The 17,202-nt window shown below is 68.6% G+C and carries 23 protein-coding genes and 1 pseudogene; 19 read left to right on the plus strand and 5 right to left on the minus strand.

The annotated features are described in order from the left end of the window. The first annotated feature begins 256 nt into the window (after nt 1-256). The 9 genes from AC5DRG_RS00005 (at nt 257) to AC5DRG_RS00045 (ending at nt 6,703) form a co-directional block, all read left to right on the plus strand. A complete protein-coding gene (locus tag AC5DRG_RS00005; RefSeq protein WP_491807196.1) occupies nt 257-1,435 on the plus strand; it encodes a DUF932 domain-containing protein in 1,179 nt (392 codons plus the stop codon). A 245-nt stretch (nt 1,436-1,680) separates the two neighbouring features. Then, nucleotides 1,681-1,929 carry a hypothetical protein gene (locus AC5DRG_RS00010; RefSeq protein WP_491807197.1) on the plus strand — a complete coding sequence of 83 codons (249 nt, stop codon included), beginning with the start codon at nt 1,681-1,683 and terminating at the stop codon, nt 1,927-1,929. A 62-nt stretch (nt 1,930-1,991) separates the two neighbouring features. After that, nucleotides 1,992-2,477 carry a hypothetical protein gene (locus AC5DRG_RS00015; protein WP_491807198.1) on the plus strand — a complete coding sequence of 162 codons (486 nt, stop codon included), beginning with the start codon at nt 1,992-1,994 and terminating at the stop codon, nt 2,475-2,477. Further along, nucleotides 2,470-2,676 (plus strand): hypothetical protein, encoded by a 207-nt coding sequence (locus AC5DRG_RS00020; protein WP_491807199.1) that lies wholly within the window; start codon nt 2,470-2,472, stop codon nt 2,674-2,676. The genes AC5DRG_RS00015 and AC5DRG_RS00020 overlap by 8 nt, the downstream gene beginning before the upstream one ends. Before the next feature lie 166 nt (nt 2,677-2,842). After that, nucleotides 2,843-3,655: a hypothetical protein gene (locus AC5DRG_RS00025; RefSeq protein WP_491807200.1), complete on the plus strand. Its 813-nt coding sequence runs from the start codon at nt 2,843-2,845 to the stop codon at nt 3,653-3,655. 245 nt (nt 3,656-3,900) lie between these two features. Next, entirely contained in the window at nt 3,901-4,770 is an 870-nt protein-coding gene (locus AC5DRG_RS00030) for a DUF8829 domain-containing protein (protein ID WP_491807201.1), read from the plus strand. Nucleotides 4,771-4,955: 185 nt separating this feature from the next. Next, the gene (locus tag AC5DRG_RS00035) at nt 4,956-5,300 is read left to right on the plus strand and encodes a hypothetical protein (RefSeq protein WP_491807203.1); all 345 of its coding nucleotides are present in this window, start codon (nt 4,956-4,958) and stop codon (nt 5,298-5,300) included. 68 nt (nt 5,301-5,368) lie between these two features. Then, nucleotides 5,369-5,605, plus strand: a complete 237-nt coding sequence (locus AC5DRG_RS00040) for a hypothetical protein (RefSeq protein WP_491807204.1) — start codon at nt 5,369-5,371, stop codon at nt 5,603-5,605. Nucleotides 5,606-5,920: 315 nt separating this feature from the next. Then, nucleotides 5,921-6,703, plus strand: a complete 783-nt coding sequence (locus AC5DRG_RS00045) for a hypothetical protein (protein WP_491807205.1) — start codon at nt 5,921-5,923, stop codon at nt 6,701-6,703. A 213-nt stretch (nt 6,704-6,916) separates the two neighbouring features. Here AC5DRG_RS00045 and AC5DRG_RS00050 read toward each other — a convergent pair whose 3' ends face one another. Then, a complete protein-coding gene (locus AC5DRG_RS00050) occupies nt 6,917-7,390 on the minus strand; it encodes a hypothetical protein (protein ID WP_491807206.1) in 474 nt (157 codons plus the stop codon). A 68-nt stretch (nt 7,391-7,458) separates the two neighbouring features. Between AC5DRG_RS00050 and AC5DRG_RS00055 the strand changes: the two genes are divergently transcribed. Continuing rightward, nucleotides 7,459-7,638 (plus strand): hypothetical protein, encoded by a 180-nt coding sequence (locus AC5DRG_RS00055; RefSeq protein WP_491807207.1) that lies wholly within the window; start codon nt 7,459-7,461, stop codon nt 7,636-7,638. 35 nt (nt 7,639-7,673) lie between these two features. Here AC5DRG_RS00055 and AC5DRG_RS00060 read toward each other — a convergent pair whose 3' ends face one another. Continuing rightward, entirely contained in the window at nt 7,674-7,898 is a 225-nt protein-coding gene (locus tag AC5DRG_RS00060; protein WP_491807208.1) for a dTMP kinase, read from the minus strand. Between the two features lie 164 nt (nt 7,899-8,062). Here AC5DRG_RS00060 and AC5DRG_RS00065 point away from each other — a divergent pair, with 164 nt between their 5' ends. From AC5DRG_RS00065 to AC5DRG_RS00085, 5 genes are all read left to right on the plus strand, one after another. After that, nucleotides 8,063-9,793, plus strand: coding sequence for a TerD family protein (locus tag AC5DRG_RS00065; protein ID WP_491807210.1), 1,731 nt, complete (start codon nt 8,063-8,065; stop codon nt 9,791-9,793). A 150-nt stretch (nt 9,794-9,943) separates the two neighbouring features. Continuing rightward, the gene (locus AC5DRG_RS00070; protein ID WP_491807211.1) at nt 9,944-10,930 is read left to right on the plus strand and encodes a PIN domain-containing protein; all 987 of its coding nucleotides are present in this window, start codon (nt 9,944-9,946) and stop codon (nt 10,928-10,930) included. 151 nt (nt 10,931-11,081) lie between these two features. Continuing rightward, nucleotides 11,082-11,420, plus strand: coding sequence for a hypothetical protein (locus tag AC5DRG_RS00075; protein ID WP_491807212.1), 339 nt, complete (start codon nt 11,082-11,084; stop codon nt 11,418-11,420). 7 nt (nt 11,421-11,427) lie between these two features. Further along, a complete protein-coding gene (locus AC5DRG_RS00080) occupies nt 11,428-12,198 on the plus strand; it encodes a transposase (protein WP_491807213.1) in 771 nt (256 codons plus the stop codon). A 449-nt stretch (nt 12,199-12,647) separates the two neighbouring features. Continuing rightward, nucleotides 12,648-12,833 (plus strand): hypothetical protein, encoded by a 186-nt coding sequence (locus AC5DRG_RS00085; RefSeq protein WP_491807214.1) that lies wholly within the window; start codon nt 12,648-12,650, stop codon nt 12,831-12,833. An 86-nt stretch (nt 12,834-12,919) separates the two neighbouring features. Here AC5DRG_RS00085 and AC5DRG_RS00090 read toward each other — a convergent pair whose 3' ends face one another. Next, entirely contained in the window at nt 12,920-13,060 is a 141-nt protein-coding gene (locus tag AC5DRG_RS00090) for a hypothetical protein (RefSeq protein WP_491807215.1), read from the minus strand. A 313-nt stretch (nt 13,061-13,373) separates the two neighbouring features. Between AC5DRG_RS00090 and AC5DRG_RS00095 the strand changes: the two genes are divergently transcribed. The 4 genes and pseudogenes from AC5DRG_RS00095 (at nt 13,374) to AC5DRG_RS00110 (ending at nt 15,360) form a co-directional block, all read left to right on the plus strand. Next, entirely contained in the window at nt 13,374-14,213 is an 840-nt protein-coding gene (locus AC5DRG_RS00095) for a hypothetical protein (protein ID WP_491807216.1), read from the plus strand. Continuing rightward, nucleotides 14,162-14,371: pseudogene (locus tag AC5DRG_RS00100) on the plus strand (ATP-binding protein); the annotation flags it as partial. The gene AC5DRG_RS00095 and the pseudogene AC5DRG_RS00100, both read left to right, overlap by 52 nt. A 146-nt stretch (nt 14,372-14,517) precedes the next feature. Continuing rightward, nucleotides 14,518-15,054 (plus strand): hypothetical protein, encoded by a 537-nt coding sequence (locus tag AC5DRG_RS00105; protein ID WP_491807217.1) that lies wholly within the window; start codon nt 14,518-14,520, stop codon nt 15,052-15,054. Nucleotides 15,055-15,057: 3 nt separating this feature from the next. Continuing rightward, nucleotides 15,058-15,360 (plus strand): hypothetical protein, encoded by a 303-nt coding sequence (locus tag AC5DRG_RS00110; protein ID WP_491807218.1) that lies wholly within the window; start codon nt 15,058-15,060, stop codon nt 15,358-15,360. Nucleotides 15,361-15,395: 35 nt separating this feature from the next. On the opposite strand, the gene AC5DRG_RS00115 is transcribed toward AC5DRG_RS00110, so the two are convergent. Then, nucleotides 15,396-15,788, minus strand: a complete 393-nt coding sequence (locus tag AC5DRG_RS00115; protein ID WP_491807219.1) for a hypothetical protein — start codon at nt 15,786-15,788, stop codon at nt 15,396-15,398. 1 nt (nt 15,789) lies between these two features. Further along, the gene (locus AC5DRG_RS00120; RefSeq protein ID WP_491807220.1) at nt 15,790-17,037 is read right to left on the minus strand and encodes a tyrosine-type recombinase/integrase; all 1,248 of its coding nucleotides are present in this window, start codon (nt 17,035-17,037) and stop codon (nt 15,790-15,792) included. Nucleotides 17,038-17,202 lie beyond the last annotated feature (165 nt).

A 17,202-nucleotide genomic window follows, 5' to 3' on the forward strand; every position in this document is an offset into this window, starting at 1 on the left:
GTCAGTCACGCGGCCTACCGGACGTGGTCCAAGGTCGATGACTACCTGATGGCCGGACTGTTCGCGCTTGTGCCTCTCGCGTTCTTCGAGCACTACCACTGGTCGGAATACATCGTGTCCATTCTGGGCCGCTAGGGAAAAGGAGCTGGTCAGGGGTGGGTTCACCCGCCCCTGAAAAACACTAGTATTGCAGTTGTTCGGGGGCGGTGGCCCCGCCCCCGAGCCCGCAGAGACCAACAGCGAAGGGGAACACCGCATGACTCAGCAGTTCGCCGAGCGCGCCGTGAACGTAGCCCCCATGGGTGCCCGAAACGCCGAACTCTCCGACCTGGTCCGCATCCTGGAGGACGGGCAGCGCCGGAAGCTGGACGTGATCACCCCCGCGTCCGCCCTGCGATTCCGCGAGGGCAACGTGCATGTCCAGGGCGTGGAGTCCCTGATCACCGAGGACGGTGTGACGGACGTCGACGGCATCTACCGGCCCACCGCCGTGGCCGACGAGGGGATCTCGGACAAGCTCCGTATCCCGCTCGCCTACCTGCGCCGCATGCGCGCCGAGAACGTCCCGCTCCTGGACGGGAATGTCAACGCGTGGCTGCGCGAGGAGCCGGAGCGCCGTTTCATGCTCCGCGCGTTCCGGGGCGAGAACGGGCCCGGCATGCCGCCCGCCGAGGGTGTGGCCCGCGCGCTGCTGTCCGACAGTTACAAGCTGATGGACAACCTTGACATGCTGCTGGCCGCCCTGGACGGGGTTACGCAGTCCGGGCACCCCACGCGTATCACGGGGTGCGACCTGACCGACCGGCGTATGTACGTGCGGGTGGAGTCCGAGGCTGTTGCCGTCCAGGCCCGCGAGATGCTGCGCGGCTACCGCTCCCCGTTCGACGGGCGCAGCGGTGACGAACTGCCGATGATCTCGGCTGGTTTCGTCATCAGCAACAGTGAAGTCGGTGCCGGTGCGTACACCGTCACTCCGCGCGCGGTCTTCCAGGTGTGCGGCAACGGTCTGACCCAGGCCAAGGACGTCATGCGCGCCGTGCACCTCGGAGGGAAGCAGGACGAGGGCGTCGTGAACTGGTCCGGGCAGACCCAGCGCAAGACGCTGGAGCTGATCACCTCCAAGACCGCCGATGCTGTGCGCACCTTCCTGTCTCGGGAGTACGTCGAGGCCAAGGTGTACGAGATGGAGGCCGCTGCCGGGAAGACGCTGGCCGACCCGACGAGGACGATCGAGCACGTCACTAAGACGCTCAGTATCGGCGCCGAGGCCAAGGACAGGATCCTTGCCCACTTCGTGAGGGGCGGTCAGATGACGGCCGGGGGCGTGATGCAGGCCATCACGTCGACCGCGCAGACCCTCACCGACGCCGACCAGGCCGCCGTCCTGGAAGCGCTCGCGGTTCCCGCGCTCACGGCCGCCGCCGCGCACGGCTGACAGACCCCCGTGCGGGCCGGGAACCTCCCCGATCCCGGCCCGCGCGGGCCCCACCTCCCCAAGCGCGGAGCGCGCCCCACCCGGCCAGGGAGTGCGGAGCGCCCCCGCCCCGTCCTCTGCCGCGTAGCGGCGGCGCGTCGTGTCTGCGGAGCAGACCGCGCGCCCAGGAAGACCCCTGCCACACCACAGGACGCGGCGCGCCGGCCTCCGGCGCTCACCGCCCCGTCACGCACGGAGGGACACCCATGCCCCAGTTCGCGGAAGGCGAGTACGTCTCCTGGGACCACCACCGGGACGGTGCGACAACCGTGCAGATCACGTCCGTTGACCGGTTCCACATCACCTACCGGAGTGCGGACGACCACCGGGAACTCGTCGAGTCGACCGTGTTCCGCTCCCTCGCGGAGCAGACGGCCGACTGGCGCCCCGCCACCGAGGAGGAGGCCGCGGCCTTCAGGGCCCGGTTCCGGTCCGCCCCCGAGAACTGGAACTGATCACCGCCGCTGCGCCCCGGTCGGGGCGCAGCCCAACGCCATGCCAGCCGCAGGGAGCCCTCATGCCCGCACGCCCGGAACTGATCCGTCCCGATGACGCTGCCACGGCGGCCGCCATGAGCCGCGCCATGAACGCGCTCACCGCCCTCCTGGTCGCACTCGGCGAGGGGAGCCACCAGTTCAACATCGTGGCTGAGCGCACCAACGACACCATCGTCACCGCCGACCTGACTCTGTCCGTCGGGGCGTCGCCGCTGCGGGTGGAGCACACCGAGGAGGGCTATCTCCGGTTCTTCGCGCTGCTGACGTTCGCCCTGGAGTACAGCGCCATCCGGCGCGCCGTCCTGGTGGCCACGACCGCCGACGAGCCGTTCCCGCGCGCCTGTGGCTGGACCGTGCGGGACGGATGGCTGCACCCCCTGGACCGCCGCGAACTGCAGGAGGCGGCCTTTCCCTCCCCCGGTATCGGCGCGCCCCTGCGCCTGGTCCACGACGCCCCGGAATTGCCCCGTATCCCCGACATCGACGAGGAGAGTCCCCGTGGCTGACACGCCCGCGGTCACCGCGAACGGCTACTGCACAAACACCACCCCCGTCCCCGGCACCATCCGCACCGTCAACGCCAAGAACACCGGGCCGAAGTTCTTCCACCTGCACGGCCGCCGCTACGGCGACTGCCTGTGCGGCAAGGAAGTGTCCCTGACCGAGCGGGACAACCTCCGCCGTCACAAGCCGCCGCAGGAGTAACCCGCAGACACCGTCCGCCGCTTCCTCCCCCAGGGGCGGCGGACGGCCCACCCGGCCAGCACGCCACTGGCCGCAGGCCTGCCGCCCCGACGTCCGCGCCCTCCCCTTCGGCGTGCGCGGGGCGGCAGGCACCGGCTCAGGCAGTCCGCCCGAGGAGGCGCAGGCCATGACCAGCCCGACCCTGACCATCGACACGCCCGCCGGCCCCGTGCGCGCCACCGCTGGCCCCCGTGAGGCCGACGCCGTCGTGTTCGAGCTGGGCGGGGCGATGCGCGGCAGCGTGCACGTCACCGGCACCACCCACCCGCACCACTGGGACCAGTTCACCGCCGTCCGCGCCTGTCTCGGCCCCGTCAACGCCTTCCAGACCACCGCCCCCGACGAGGTCCTCCCGCGCCTCGCCCGCGGCCGCACCGGCTACCGGGGCAGCCTGACCCTCTACCGCGACAACACCGACCGCCCCGAAGTGTCGGTGTATCCGATGCACTCCGCCGCCGGGAACGAGCCGTCCGAGAAGACGTCCGCGACGCTCACCGCCGTCCTGCGTGCCTGCGCCGCACACGTCGAGCAGCGCGCCGACCTGCCCGCGATCCTGGAGGCTTCCCGGCAGCGCGACACCCCCGGCCTGCTGCGCTTCCTCACCTGGTCCGCCTCCCACCACCAGGCGGAAGCCGTCCGCCTGGAGCGCGAAGCCCGAACTGCGCTCCCCGCTCGGAAGGCCGCCGAAGCCGCCTGGAGGACCGCCGCACAGTGGCTCGCCCTCTCCCCGCACCCGGCCCTGCTGCTGATGCTGGCCGACTGTCCCGACTCACTCACCCGAGAGATCAGGGGATTGCAGTGGTGGGCCCCCTACTGCGTCGGCGCGGCCGCTGAAGAGCGCGAGCGTGCCCGCCGCGCCCAGGCGGAAGCCGACTCCATGCGTGACCAGCAGCGCAGGCGCCCGCGCGGCCGCCGCCCGACCCGGGTCGCCACCCCCTGACAGCCGGAGGAAGGCGCAGGTCAGGGGCGGGTTCCCGCCCACACAGAAAACACTATTATAGATAGTGCATGACGGGTCCACCGCTTCTTGCCGCTCGACTGGGCAAGAGCGGTTCCCCTCAGCCCTCACACGAGAAAGGCGCACAGGTGACCCACACGCCCCAGCCCTTCGAGCACCGCCAGGACGAGCCCTGTACTGATCGATCGAGCGCGGGGACAAACACGGCGCGCACCGATCACCCGACCATGCGACGCGTTCTACGCCGCGAAATCGCCGGAACCATCGGCCTGCTCGCCGACGAGCACGACTTCCGCGCCATGCGGCACTACCGCAGCTTCACCTTCGACGACTACACGACCTACCGGCAAGCGGTCGAAGACCTTCTCCAGACGCGTGCCTCCCAGGGCGCCCACACCACGGTCGCCCTCTTCGACCCACAGGAGTACGCCGACTACTGCACCGACACAGGCCTCAACCCGGACACCCCCTCAAGCCGCACCCGCTTCACCGCCGAACTCGCCACCACGGGCCCGACCATCCCGTACGAGGGCCAACCGCTGTCCGACCTCACCCCGGCCCTGATCGACGAAGCGGTCCGCCAAGCCACCTGGGAGTACGCCTCCACGATCCTGGCCCGCCTGGGCACCTGCGCCTCCTGCGGCGAGGACATCGGCCGAGACGCCTTCGCCCGCGCCTCGAACCTCCTCATCCGCATCCTCGACACCGCCGATCCGGGCAACCGGCACCTCGTCTGCAGCGTCACGGCAACACCGGAAACCCTCGTCTCCGCCCTCCACGCCGACATGGACACCGACGGCGGCACACAACTCGCCGAAGCCGAAGCCCTCGAATTCACCACGGTCCTCGCCCTTGGCCTCGCGACCCAGAGCCCCGGCGGACTCGTCATGCGCATCACCGACCCGAACACCACCGACCAGATCTACGGCTGGCGACTGCGCGGAGGAGGCCTCGAACCCCTCACCGCAGGCGAGGTCTTCGACGCCTACTGCACCAACGTCGAATCCGGCGACCTCACTTCCCCGGAATCCGACGTCCACTACGGCGTGCCGCCCGACCTCGGACAGGACGGCCCGACGCCGGGACACCACCACTGAAGGGCCCCGGGGCGCATTCCCACTGCCCTCTTGATGCGAACGCGAATGGTCACAAATCCGCAGGTCAAGGGTGGGTTCACACCCTCCCATCTAACACTAGTATTAGCAGTGAGCCGGGGTCGTCACCTCCCGCACGCCCTCCAGGTGACGGCCCCCTTCCCCGCTTTTCAGACCCAGGAGTCTCCATGCTGCGATCGCTGCGCCGCACCCTGCGACCGGTACGCCTCCGCCTTCCCGCCCGCCGGTTCACCGCCGGAATCGCTGCCCTGCCGCCCACCGCACGCGAAGCGCTCGGCACCGATGCCACCGCCGAGGAGGCCATCGCCTACAACCGCAGCCGCGTCGCGACCGCGACCGCCGTCGCCCTCTACCGCAACGGATGCACGCTGCCGATGCGCGACATCGACCTGGACGACGCCGTGCACGCCCTGGACTTCCCCTACTCGGTACCGAGCCCGGAGACCCGCGCGGCCATCCGCGCCGTCCTCGCCGTCCTGGAAGCCGACCACACCGTCACCGTCACCCCCTGACCACCCCTGCGCCCCGAGTAGCGAACCGTCTCGCCCCGGCCGGGGTGGCCCACACGGAAGGAGACCCGGTGTTCCTGGTCGTACCCGACCCCGCTCACGGACTCGTCGCCGCTCCCGAGTCCGACCTTGACCTCACACCCGGCACTGAAGGGTTCCTCACCGCCCAGGGGTTCACCTGGAACAGCGAGATCGAGGCATACACCCGCCAGACCGACAGCACCCCCGCAGCCGTGGAACGCACCGCCGGCGTACTGCGCGAACTGGGCCACTACGTCTTCTCCTACACACCGCTACCCACCCGCTGACCACCACCCCACCCAGCCGGGCAGCCCCCAGCCCTGCCGCCCAGAACCCGAACGGACGCTGTGCGCACAGCAGTTGAAGTCCGAAGGCAGGCCGCCGCACCAGCGTTTCCCATCGACGCCTCCAGCCCGGCTGAGGCCGAGCCGTGCGTGTCCACATGGATCAACCACAGCTACGAAACCGACCTCCGCCAGGCAACCCATCACCGAGGATCAGGCCGGCTCTCACAGCTGGCACGTCAGCCTCCGCGTTCCCTGCGAGTTCTGAGCCGGACCCAGGCGCATCACACCGAGTAAGGACGGAAGAGAGGTATCACCGTGATCATCCCCGACCCCGCCACGCCCGAAGGCGCAGCCGTCATCGACCTGCACGAGAAGATGAACAGCCTTCAGGAGCGCACCGACGAGTGGCCCGGCGCCGACACCGTCGACATCCTCGGCACATGGCTCGCGCGCTTCGACTTCGCCCGCCCGGTGACACGCGCACGGCAGGTCGCGGGCAGCGTCTGGGTACTGCGCCGCCAGGACCACCACGAGGACGAGGTGACGCTCTGGGCTGACGAGGATTCCGCGCTGGCCTGCCTGGCACAGCACGTACGCAGCAGCTGGGACAACGTGCTCGGCGACGACGGCGTCCCGGAGCGCCCGCCCCTCAGCGACCGCGAGGCCGTCGACCTGTACTACGGGCCGGAGGCGGAACGCGCAGACGAGCACTACTCGCTGCACGCCGACGACATCGGCCGGCTGACGCGGACCCCGCCCGCTCCGGACGGCTACCGCTTCCCGGACGAGGAAGTCTGCGCCGCGGTCAACAGCACAGCGGTCTTCCACCCGATGACCGGCCCCGACGACGACGGCCTGCCGTGCATCGAGATCGCCGGCGTTCTGGTCTTCGCCTACCTCGACGCCGACATGCAGGCCGTACGGGTGTCCATACATCTCGACACCACCGACCAGCCACTGACCCGGCCCGACGCGACAGTGCCACTACACGTAGAGGTCGACAGCTCCACCGTGTTCAGCGCGGGAGCCATGCCGGAACGGACGGCGGCCGGAGGGTGGCGGCAGTGGCTGCGACGACTGCTCCGCCGGGTGCAGTAAGCGAGGGCAGATTACCCCACCCCTAATACACACTATTATTTGACACAGGTGCTTGCATGCCCCCGCCGATCACGCACGCGCCGGCACCGTCACCAGCGACGCCGAATACCGCTTCACCGAATCCGACACCACCGTCTGCCACTTCCGCCTCACCCAGACCCCCAGCCAGTGGAACACCGACACCCAGCAGAGACGGGAGGGGCCCCCGATCGCCTACGCGTCCGGGGAGCAGCCCACGACGACGGAGGACGTGGGCGCGTCCGCGGCACCAGGAGGTGCAGAACTCCCGGGGCCAGCGGGTGGATTCAGGTAGGGGCCGGGTGCACACCAGGCAGCAGCCGGGGCCGGCGCCAGGCGCTCCAGCAACTGCCGGACGCGCTTGGTCTCTTCCTCCGTCGCGAAGTACCAGGCGCCGGCCTCGCACCCGGCGAGCAGTTCGGCGGACACCCGGCGCAGCGCGGTGAGATCGCGGTGGCAGGCGCCCAGCAGGGCGAGGTAGTCGTCGACGGACCAGGGGGCGAGAACTCCGGAGCGGGTCAAGTAGAGGCCGACAGTGTCGATCCGGTACCGGTCGGCGGCATCGAGCAGCAGGTAGCCGGCCAGCTGCCAGGCGGTGCGCTGGGACATCTCCGCCAGCGGGCGGCGGGTGCTCTTGAAGTCGAGCAGCAGACCGTCGACAACGAGCAACCGGGCCGCGTCGCCTCTCCGGAGGCCTACGCTTCCGTCATGTCCAGCCTCTGCACCCGCCCCCGCCCGTGACCGTCGGTGGTTTCCGGCTCGGTTTCTTCGACACGTCGGTGCTTACCGCCGACGTCACCGCAGTGCTGTTCCGCTGCCAGCTGTCCTCGATCATCGCCGGGATGGGGTACAGCAGGTTGCGCGGCTTCATCGCGTACGGGCGGGCGTATCGAGCAGTTGCTGGAGATACCCGGTGAACGCGCTGGCGGCCTCCGGGGCTGGAGGGCATCTGCTACGGGGCGGGCCGGCTCTGGGTCAGCAGGGTATTCAGGTACTGGATGTGCGCGGTGAGGAGTGTGGTGGCACGGTCGACTCCGTTGGGCAGGAACGGCAGCACAACCAGAGCCGGGACTGCCGCGACGAGGGCGACGAGCACGGCGGGGGTGAGGAGGGCGACGAGCAGGACACGCTGGAACGCGCCTACGGTGCGGGGCGAGGGCAGCCAGGATGGCAGCACGGAAGTCTCCAGTAGCCGGGGGTGCGATGAGGCAACTGTCCTGCCTGGTTGGATAGTTCAGGGACCGTCTGGGGCGTTGGCGCAGGTAAAGTCCGGAAAACGCGATGTTGTCCCGGGACAGGTGCGGACAACCAGGTCGCGGATGCGGCAGAGGGGGAGCACCTATGGCGGGGCGGGGAGGCAGGCCCTGGGGGCCGATCCGGGCCGAGAGCGAAGAAGCGAGCACGCTCGCCGGCTTCCTGCGCGCACAGGTCGAGGCCAGCGGCAAGACCCTGATCATGCTGGCCGCCGAAATGCACTTCTCCAAGACCCGGATCAGCGATCATCTGGGCGGAAAGGTCCCCGACCAACAGTTTGTGACCGCCTTGATCCGTGTGACGGTTCCAGAACCGCGGCTGCGTGAGCGGCGCCTGGCCGAAGCGCGGAAGTTGCTGCACGCGGCCACCCGCCCCTCACCGGTGAAACCCCCGCCCCGTGTCGTCTCCGCTCTGGAACTCGTCGAGGTCCGGGAGCAACAGGTCGAGATCTACAGCCGGCTCACCCGCTCCCTGGAGCAGCAGAACCAACTGCGCGAGGCCGCCGGGAACTCCTGGAGACTTGTCATGATCCTCCTCTCCATGATCAACGGGCTGGAGCGGCAGATCACCGACCTGACCGGCGAGCGCGACCAACTCCACGCCGCACACGCCGACCCCGACACCCTGCGGCAGACCCAGCAGCAGCTCACCCGTGCCCAAGTACAGGAAGAGCGCGCCCGACACGAACTCCGCCGCGCCCAGGAGAAACAACGCCAGGCCGAAGAACTCGCAGCCCGAGTCCAGATCCGGGTCGACCAACTCACCGACGAACTTGACCGTCTGCGTACCGGCACGGCTGACAACCCCGCCGCCAATGAGTACGACGCCGCAGTCCCAGGGCTCGCACATCTCGCCATGACCACCGATCCAGTCGCTGACGACATCGACCAGGCCCTGACTCAGGTTGAGGCCGTCAACGACCGCGATGACCAGATGCTGCAACGCCTCAACCACGACCTCATCCAAGCCTCCCCTGCAGACGGAGTTGTCCAGGACAACCCGCCGAACAACCCCGCAACCAGGCACGAGCTTGGCCGCCGGCGCGTGCCCACGGGGGACAAACCTGTACGCACGCGGCGGCAGACAACCGCACTGAACGAAGACAGCGCTGTCGAGCAGTCCGACCCAGCCGAGTACGAGCCCCCTGCCGACACCCCTCGTGTCGCCGCCCGCGCGCCTGCCCGGTCCGGCAGCGCTGACGCGGATGATGCATCCGAGGGGGCGTCTTCGAGCAACTCGCTCAGCACCCTCATACCTGACAGGAATCGCTCCTCTTCGGTGCTGGTTTCCTTCGGCGGGACGGTGCCGACGACGGGACTGCATGGAGTCCAATCGCTGACTCCATCTGTCCTTGTCCTGAACGGCACAGGAAAGGTTCTGTCAGAGGACTACGTCCTGCATCCTGACCACACGAAGACTGACGACGGCTCAGTCGCCCTCCTCAGTGACAGAGAAAGGTGGACCCACGACCTGCCACGAGAGCAGGGCCGTCACCTGGCGATAGTGAAGTTCAATGACATGCCAGCCACAGCAGACCGCATCCTCTTCATCGTCTCCGTGTCTGCCGGTGCCTCGCGGATGGGAGCCTTGCCGCGGCGGTCCCGCGCCCACGCTGAGGCCGTCGACCCCGCCACGATGCGTCAACTGACGCATATCGCGCCTCCCCAGTTCACCGACGGCTATGCAGCGGTCATCGCCGACCTGCGACGCGAGCCAACCGGATGGAGTTTTCAGGCAGTCACACAAAGCGGGCTGAACGCTGCAGCCATCGCCCGCTCGTACGGGGCTCGCTCGTATCCCAATAGCATGTGGTTCTGAGATTCCGCCGCCGTGATTGCTCCCCAGCAGAGACCCATTGCGCGGCAGTCACCCCAGCAGCGTACGCCGTGACGGTGCGCCCCCCGCCGCTTGGCCGGCATGGAGACAATGCGTGCCCGGCGCCGCCCGGCCAGGACCTACGCTCCCGTCATGTGTAGCGTCTACATCCGCCCCCGCCCGTCGACCAGCGGTGGTTTCCGGATCGGCGTCTTCGACACGTCGGTGCTCACCACGGACGTCACCGCGGCGCTGGTCCGCCGCGAGCCGTCCTCGATCCTCGCCGGAATGCGGTACGGCACACTGCGCGGCTTCATCCCGCACTACGTGTGGGCGGAGGTCCCCCGTGTACTGGCCGATCTCAAGCGCGAGGGTGGCGCCTTCGATCTCGTGGCAGCGGAGCGGCTGTGGTGGCAGCAGTACGTGCCGCTGCTGCACGTCGTCTGTGTGAACGGGCTGCCCATGACGGCGGCCGCCGACAAGCTCGCCCAGGAGGACCTCAGCGGCGTCGGCATCCTGCAGTTGGCCGGTGTCCTGGCGCCCGTCGTGCTGTTCGCCGAAGACCGCGACCTGATCCGCCAGGGCATCGCCGTACCGAGGTGGCGAGACGTACGGACCGTTCTGGGACGGATCGGCCAGGCAGAGGCCGGCATGCAGGCCAGCGGCACCGCGGTCATGAGTAACGGCTACGGCCTGTACGGTGCCGCCCGGCTGGCCCGCGCCCACCCCGTGGCCACCGGGATCGTGGCGGCCGCCGCCAGCGTCTACGCCTACCGCAACCGCTCCCGGTTCACCAGCGACACCCGCGCGAAGCTCGCCAGGTTCGGCACAGAGGCTTTGAAAGTCCTGGGCGAACCGTACAGCCAATACGAGCTCCACAAGCCCGGCTGGACGCAGGCAGAACGCGGCACCGCAGGAGATGACGTGCTATCGCAGGTCGCTCGCCTGCTCGCCCGCGCGCCCCAGCCGATGACCCGCACCGAGATCCTCGCCGCCCTGCCCGTGCCGGTACAGACGCCGCACCGTCGGCAGATGAACGGACTGGGACGGCTCCTGCACCGCTTCCCCGCCTTCCATCAAGTCGAGCCCGGCAGATGGCAGTTGGGCCGGACCAACGCGCAGGTACGGCACCGGCCATGAGGCCGGTTCGTACGGGTGCAGCCGGAGCCGGGAAATCCGTAACTCCTCAGGGGATCTAAGGGATGTCCCGCAAAGGCTGGCTGGAGCCCGCGCCGGGTGCTGAGCGGGATACTCGCGAGACTCCGACGCGGGTCTGTGACAGCCTGCGGACATGCCAGAGCTGCGCGTTCATGCAGGCCGTCACTATGCCGTCCAGTTCCACTACGCCTTGCCGGACGACGCATGGTGTGTGGAGCTGAGCGAGGCTGTTCCGGCGCCGGCCGCGTGGGCTGAGATCCCCAACGCGGAAACGCATTTGCCTGGAGTGGCCTTCCTGGTGGCGGTGATACCTGACGAGGATCCGGACCTGGAGCCGACCGTCCACATCCACGGCCACGACGAGCACGTCATCCCCTACGAGATCATGCGCTGGTTCATGGAGCACGTCGCCGAGCATGTTGAACGCTGCCGCATCGCGTTCGAGCAGGGAGGACCTGAAGCAGTGAAATGATCAAGCAGTGACTGGTGTGATCACGGCGTCGGAGCCTTCCTGGATAGCCCCGTTCAGCGGGCTGAACCCGCGTCAGTTCGGCAAGCTGATCACCGCGCTCCGGCGCGAGGGCGCAAATCCGGTGCGCAAGGGCCGGCCGTGGAGTCTGCCGCTGGAGGACCGCGTGCTGCTGGTCGCCGCGTACTGGCGGACGAACCTGACCCTGCGCCAACTGGCGCCGCTCTTCGGGGTGTCCAAGTCCGCGGCCGACCGCATCATCATGCACCTCGGACCCGCGCTCGCTCTCCAGCAACGCAAGCGGTTCCGCAAGGACACCGTGCTGATCGTGGACGGCACCTTGGTCCCCACCCGCGACCACAGCATCGCCGAGCAGTCGAAGAACTACCGGTATTCGACCAACCACCAGGTCGTCATCGACGCAGACACCCGGCTGGTCGTCGCGGTCGGCCGACCGTTGCCCGGCAACCGCAACGACTGCAAGGCGTGGGAGTTGTCCGGAGCGAAGGCCGCCGTCGGCAAGACCACGGTCATCGCGGACGGCGGCTACCGGGGCACCGGCCTGGTCATCCCGCACCGCCGCGAACCCGGCCAGAGCGAACTCGAGGCCTGGAAAGAGCAACACAACGCCTCCCACCGCAAGGTCCGCGCTCGCGTCGAGCACGCCTTCGCCCGGATGAAGACCTGGAAGATCCTCCGTGACTGCCGCCTCAAGGGCGACGGCGTCCACCACGCGATGCTCGGCATCGCCCGCCTGCACAACCTCGTCCTTGCCGGGTGAAGACGAACAGGCAGATCAACGAACACGTCGTAGATCATTTACGGGACAGCGCTTTAGGCGGATCGGCTGTTCAGCATCTCGGGCACCGCTTTTCGTGTGACTCCCAAGGGTGTTCTCGCGACTCCTACGGGTGCCGGATTGGCTTTCCCGCCGCAGGCGGGTGCAGGATGCGCAGCAGAGCGTCCGGCGTCAACTGCTGAAACTACTGAGGCAGTTCAACGTCGTTGATCTCTTCGCGGGAGGGGGCGGTCACAGCCAGGACACGCACTTTCCCGCCCGCCCATCGTGGCCCCGGCGTGCAGAAGGGGAGCCCCGAAGGTCATGCCCGAGCTTGGAGGCGGAGGGCAGGACCGAGGACTCCCCGGTGTCGCGCTGGGATCACATCCGCCCGAGCGAAATTACGAGAGATGAATCCTGAAGCGACACCTCGGAACAGTACAGCAGGGGAAATGACGTCCCGTCTTGCCCAGGCAGGCCGTGTGGCTCCGGCCATCACCGCGCTCCTGGCCATGGCCGCCATCTGCCTCCTGACCGCCCTCGGACACACGGAGCAGATCACCGCCGTGGCCCTGTTCGGCGGAACCGTGGCGGCCGGCGGCGTGATCGTCAACGTGACCGTCCATATCCGCAGCTGACCCCATGGCCAGGCGCGGATAGCATGCGAAACGCCTCGCCCCCGGCAGCTGACATGCCGGGGGCGAGGCGTTGGCATATCCGTCGGCTATCCGAGCCAGACGATGTCCACGACGTACAGACGTCCGGCCGGGCGGTTGATCCAGTAGACGGCGGTGAGCCCGCCGACCGAGGCGGAGCGGACGTCCTCGCCCTCGGGTCCGAGGGCACCGCTGTTGTCGACCAGCACGCCGTCGTGCCGCGATGGCTGAAGGCCGTCTCGGTCAGGTCATCGCGTTGTCGGTCCTCAACGCCGGGGCAACGCAACGCTCGCCGCTGCAGTGAGACCGGAGGCGGCTATCGCTGACGCGGTTGTGAAGACGGCCGGTTGCGCCGGAAGTCTTCGGCGAACGGGTCCGGCGCAAGGCCAAGCGGCTCGCCGTCGAACAGGCGCGGCGTACCGCTCAGCGGCGCACACAGACTCCTCAAGATTCATTGCCGGTGGCACCGCTCCCCGGGACCGAGAGGTGAAGCGTCCCCCTCGTACAAGGAAGTAGCACGCAGTGAAACGCCGTTGGACCTACGAGCCACATGTCCCCGTCATGGGGCGCCTTGCCGGTGACGGAGCCGAGTTCGTCACTGTGACCGAGACGGGCATCCGGCTGGAAAGCCGCGAAGAGTTCAGCCGCAACTTCCAGGCCGCGGCCGCCCACAGAATCCGCAGTGGGAGGCTTCCATCTGTGCAGCTCCGTCCGCTTCCAGGGAAGACGCCGGACCTCGTGGAGTCGCTCACGGTCCGCACTGCCGTCTGCGGCGCGTGGACGACCGCTCTGCGCATCAATCCCACCGACGGCGCCGTCGGCGTCGACCGCATCGCCGCCGCAGTACTGGTGCTGCCCCGCAGCGAGCGGTGGCGGCAAGCCGTTTCTACCGCTCTGCTCGGCGACTGGTGCGATCCGCTGTGGCAGACCGGACAGCTGCCGACCACCGCACTCGGCGCGCTGAAGGCGGAGGCCCGCACGCTGCACCGGCAACTGGTGCCGATCTGGCGGCGCCGTACCCGCCACGGGCGGGTGCTCTCCCTGGACGCGGACCTCAGCGGGCTGTCGCTGTACGACCTGGTCACCGCCGACGTCGACCTGCTCTCGCACACGACGGACGGGGTGTACGCGGACGAGCGGCTGAACACCGTCCTGCGCGGCCTCGATCCGTCGGAACGCGCGGTGGTGTTCGCGTATGCCGAGGGCGAGGGCACCACTTGGACCGAGGCCGCAGCCGTTGCCGGCGCCGCCGGTCCGGAAGTTTTCGGCGAACGCGTACGGCGCAAGACCCGGCGACTCGCTGCCGAGCAGCGACCAAGCTCGTCAACGAGCTGGTCGAGGCCGCGGACGAGAGGGTACTGACCAAGACCATCGCCCGCTACGGCCGTGTCGATCTTTTGTGCATTGACGAGTTGGGCTACATGGAGCTGGACCGCAGGGGTGCTGAGCTGCTGTTCCAGGTTCTGACGGAACGTGAGGAGAAGAACAGCGTCGCCATCGCCTCGAACGAGAGCTTCAGCAAAGCGCACATGTTCCGGCGAACCTGTGCCAGGCAGCGCCGAAACAGGGCAGGTTCCCGCCTTGTGGTGAATCGGCCCGTTCATGGGGTAGTCGGCCGTGAATACTCAGTACCCGCAGAACACGTGGACATGGAACTCTGTCCCTCATGAGCGAGCCGACCCCCTACGACCATGACCGATCCGCGTACTCCCGTGAAGGACTGGCCCGGCTCGTACTTGCCGACCACGCCACAGAGGTGGCGGACAGCGCCGCCGGGCTGGTGGGTACTCGAAACGATGTTGATACCGGACTCGCCGGTCGCGTCAGCCAAGCCCGACAGCTCATCGAACTAGCTGAGCGGACTCTGAACTCGGCCGTCGTCTACGAAGTCGAACGCGGCAGCTCCTGGGCACAGGTCGCGGCCTACCTGGATATCAGTGCTGAAGAGGCCCGAGAGCGGTACACCCCCGCTGTCCAAGCGTGGAACACCGCATTCGAGGAGCCGTATCGGTTGGACGAAACGGGCCGCAGGCGCATCCCCCAGCTGCCCACCGCGGCATACGATCCCAGCTGGGCATGCGCTCAGCTGGACCGTTGGGCCTTCCTGCGGCATGTCGGGATCGACGACAGGCAGGCCGTCAGCGCTGGCCTCGTCATGGCCGACGCTGCGGACGAACCCGTACCGGCAAAGGACGGGAGCTGAGCGATGGCACTCTCTGGACTCGACGCCGAACGGGCCATCCGGCTCTCGGCCTTGACCGACGAGCTCCGCCCCCTGCTGGCGACAGGCACGGAGATGTCAGCGATCCAGTCGATGCTCAGCGCGCGTGGCATCGGCGTGATGGACTCCATCGTTGTCACCCGCGAACTGCTGGGCGCTGGGCCGGGAGACCTTGGTCTGGCAAAGACTCTGGTCCTCGCCACTCCGGCGCGCAATGGCGAACGGGAACAGCACCACGCACTTGTCGACGAACTGCTCGTGGCGCTCGACGAGGTCGACCAGGCCTGACCACATTCCGAGGCAATGCCGGGCCTGACGCGAGGTCACGGTTGCATCGGACTCTGGGCCTTACGAGCGATCCGGAAGTCACGGTATTCGTCGCACACAATGCCCTGATTGACCCAGCGTCCGGGATCCGCTCCGAGCTCCTGAACGGCCACCTGGAGGGCTTCCTCGGGAGTCGCCAGGACGGCGATTTCCCGTCCCCAGCTCTCTTCGTCCGGGTCCAGGGGCGGGAACTCGGTGACGTCGTGGAAAGTGTCGGTGCCGGCGTCCACGACTTCGCTGAGATAGACGGTGACGCCCGAGCGGTCGGGGCTGATGGCAATCCAGCGAACGCTTTGGCGGCCGTCGCGCTCGATGCCGCCGAGGAACTGCTCGATCTCCTTCCCTCGGTGCAGTGCTCCAAGGGCGAACACGGGCGTCAGGTGTCGCACCTCAGTGTCTCCGTTCACGCTGTTCGGGGAGGCGTCCAGCCTCGACATGGTCGGCAAGGTAGATCATGACGCCTTCGGGGTCCATGCCGAGGACCGCGGCGACGAGCTTCGGGTCGAGGGTGTTCACCAGGTCGGCCAGACGGGTGCACCGCAGCGTCCGGGGCGGAACACCGCAGGGGTCCATGATGTGACTGACATAGGCGGTCGAGGCCGCGGACCGGCCGGATTTGGTGATCTTCGTGACGATCACGTGGGGGTTGTCGGTGCGCTGGCTCTCGCGGTGGGCCAGACAGCGTTGTAATACCGACCAGCTGGCCGGGTCCATCGGCACCGGATGCGGGCGTTTGCCCAGTTGGACGGTGCGGTTGATCGGCTCGATGTCGTCCACGCGCAGGTTTCGCACTTCGCTGCTGGAGGCCGCGTGCAGGAGGGCCAGCATTCCGAGGAAGGCCTCGTGGGGGTGGGCTTCGGTGGTGGTGGTCCAGCGGCGGAACAGCTGGCGCTGCTGGTCGACGGCGACGGTGGCGCCGCTGAACCCGGACGGGCCTTTCGCCTTCAGACCGCGGGTGGGGTCGACGAGGACGACTTTGCCAGAGCGGGCGAAGCGGAAGTACTGCCGCAGTACGGTCAGTCGGCGCTGGCGGGCCTTGGGCCGGGTGGCCAGGAACGCTTCGATGTCGTGGACGTCGGCCAGGGCCCAGTCGAGTTTGCCGCGCTGGTCGGCCAGGAAGCGGGCGAGGTCGCGGACGATGGCCAGGGTCGCCTCGATGGTGATGTCGGCGCGCGGCAGGGTCCCGGCGCGCAGGGCACGTTCACGTGCTCGCAGCAGTGCGTCGGAGAACGCCTGGATCTGGGGCCGCAGCGGCAGCGGGGCGGCTTCGATGCGGCGTCGGCGGCGGCCGGCCGCTAGCTGGTCGGCGTGGTTGGTCGGCAGCGCCAGGGCGCGCTGGGTGAAGAAGTCCTCCAGTGCGCGGGCGAGGGAGCCCATCGAGCGGCCGGGGCGACGAGCACGCTCCAGGAGAGCCTGCGGATGATTGGGGTGTTCGTCCTCCAGGAGCCGACCGAGAGCGCTGATCATGGTGCAGGCCCGGCTGGCGCAGTGCCGGGCGGCGAGGTGGCCGGCGAAGTCGCCCAGCCACGGCGGTGGGTCGGTGAGGCGTTCTTGCAGGTTGGCGGCGGTGATGAACGGCCGGTCGGGGTGCTTCTGCCAGCAGGCCGAGCACAGTCCCAGTCCGGCATGGCGTCGCACCTGGCCGCACCCGGCGCACGCACGCGGTGGCTGCTTGGGCTGGCGGACGCGTGAGCAGTGGCCGCACCAGCCGGTGGCGGTCTGCAGGAAGCCGGGCCGCTGGCAGCGCGGGCAGGTCCGTTTGGCGGCGACTCGCTCGGCTTCCCGCCGACAGGCCCCGCAGCT

The sequence above is a fragment of the Streptomyces sp. JLBG701 genome (assembly GCF_058544905.1).

What these genes read in the sequence shown, in the direction of transcription:
- AC5DRG_RS00025 (WP_491807200.1), top strand. Translation starts at nt 2,843, where the DNA reads ATGACCAGCCCGACCCTGACCATCGACACGCCCGCCGGCCCCGTGCGC.
- AC5DRG_RS00010 (WP_491807197.1), top strand. Translation starts at nt 1,681, where the DNA reads ATGCCCCAGTTCGCGGAAGGCGAGTACGTCTCCTGGGACCACCACCGG.
- AC5DRG_RS00030 (WP_491807201.1), top strand. Translation starts at nt 3,901, where the DNA reads ATGCGACGCGTTCTACGCCGCGAAATCGCCGGAACCATCGGCCTGCTC.
- AC5DRG_RS00015 (WP_491807198.1), top strand. Translation starts at nt 1,992, where the DNA reads ATGCCCGCACGCCCGGAACTGATCCGTCCCGATGACGCTGCCACGGCG.
- AC5DRG_RS00110 (WP_491807218.1), top strand. Translation starts at nt 15,058, where the DNA reads ATGGCACTCTCTGGACTCGACGCCGAACGGGCCATCCGGCTCTCGGCC.
- AC5DRG_RS00075 (WP_491807212.1), top strand. Translation starts at nt 11,082, where the DNA reads ATGCCAGAGCTGCGCGTTCATGCAGGCCGTCACTATGCCGTCCAGTTC.
- AC5DRG_RS00085 (WP_491807214.1), top strand. Translation starts at nt 12,648, where the DNA reads ATGACGTCCCGTCTTGCCCAGGCAGGCCGTGTGGCTCCGGCCATCACC.
- AC5DRG_RS00065 (WP_491807210.1), top strand. Translation starts at nt 8,063, where the DNA reads ATGGCGGGGCGGGGAGGCAGGCCCTGGGGGCCGATCCGGGCCGAGAGC.
- AC5DRG_RS00035 (WP_491807203.1), top strand. Translation starts at nt 4,956, where the DNA reads ATGCTGCGATCGCTGCGCCGCACCCTGCGACCGGTACGCCTCCGCCTT.
- AC5DRG_RS00070 (WP_491807211.1), top strand. Translation starts at nt 9,944, where the DNA reads ATGTGTAGCGTCTACATCCGCCCCCGCCCGTCGACCAGCGGTGGTTTC.
- AC5DRG_RS00105 (WP_491807217.1), top strand. Translation starts at nt 14,518, where the DNA reads ATGAGCGAGCCGACCCCCTACGACCATGACCGATCCGCGTACTCCCGT.
- AC5DRG_RS00005 (WP_491807196.1), top strand. Translation starts at nt 257, where the DNA reads ATGACTCAGCAGTTCGCCGAGCGCGCCGTGAACGTAGCCCCCATGGGT.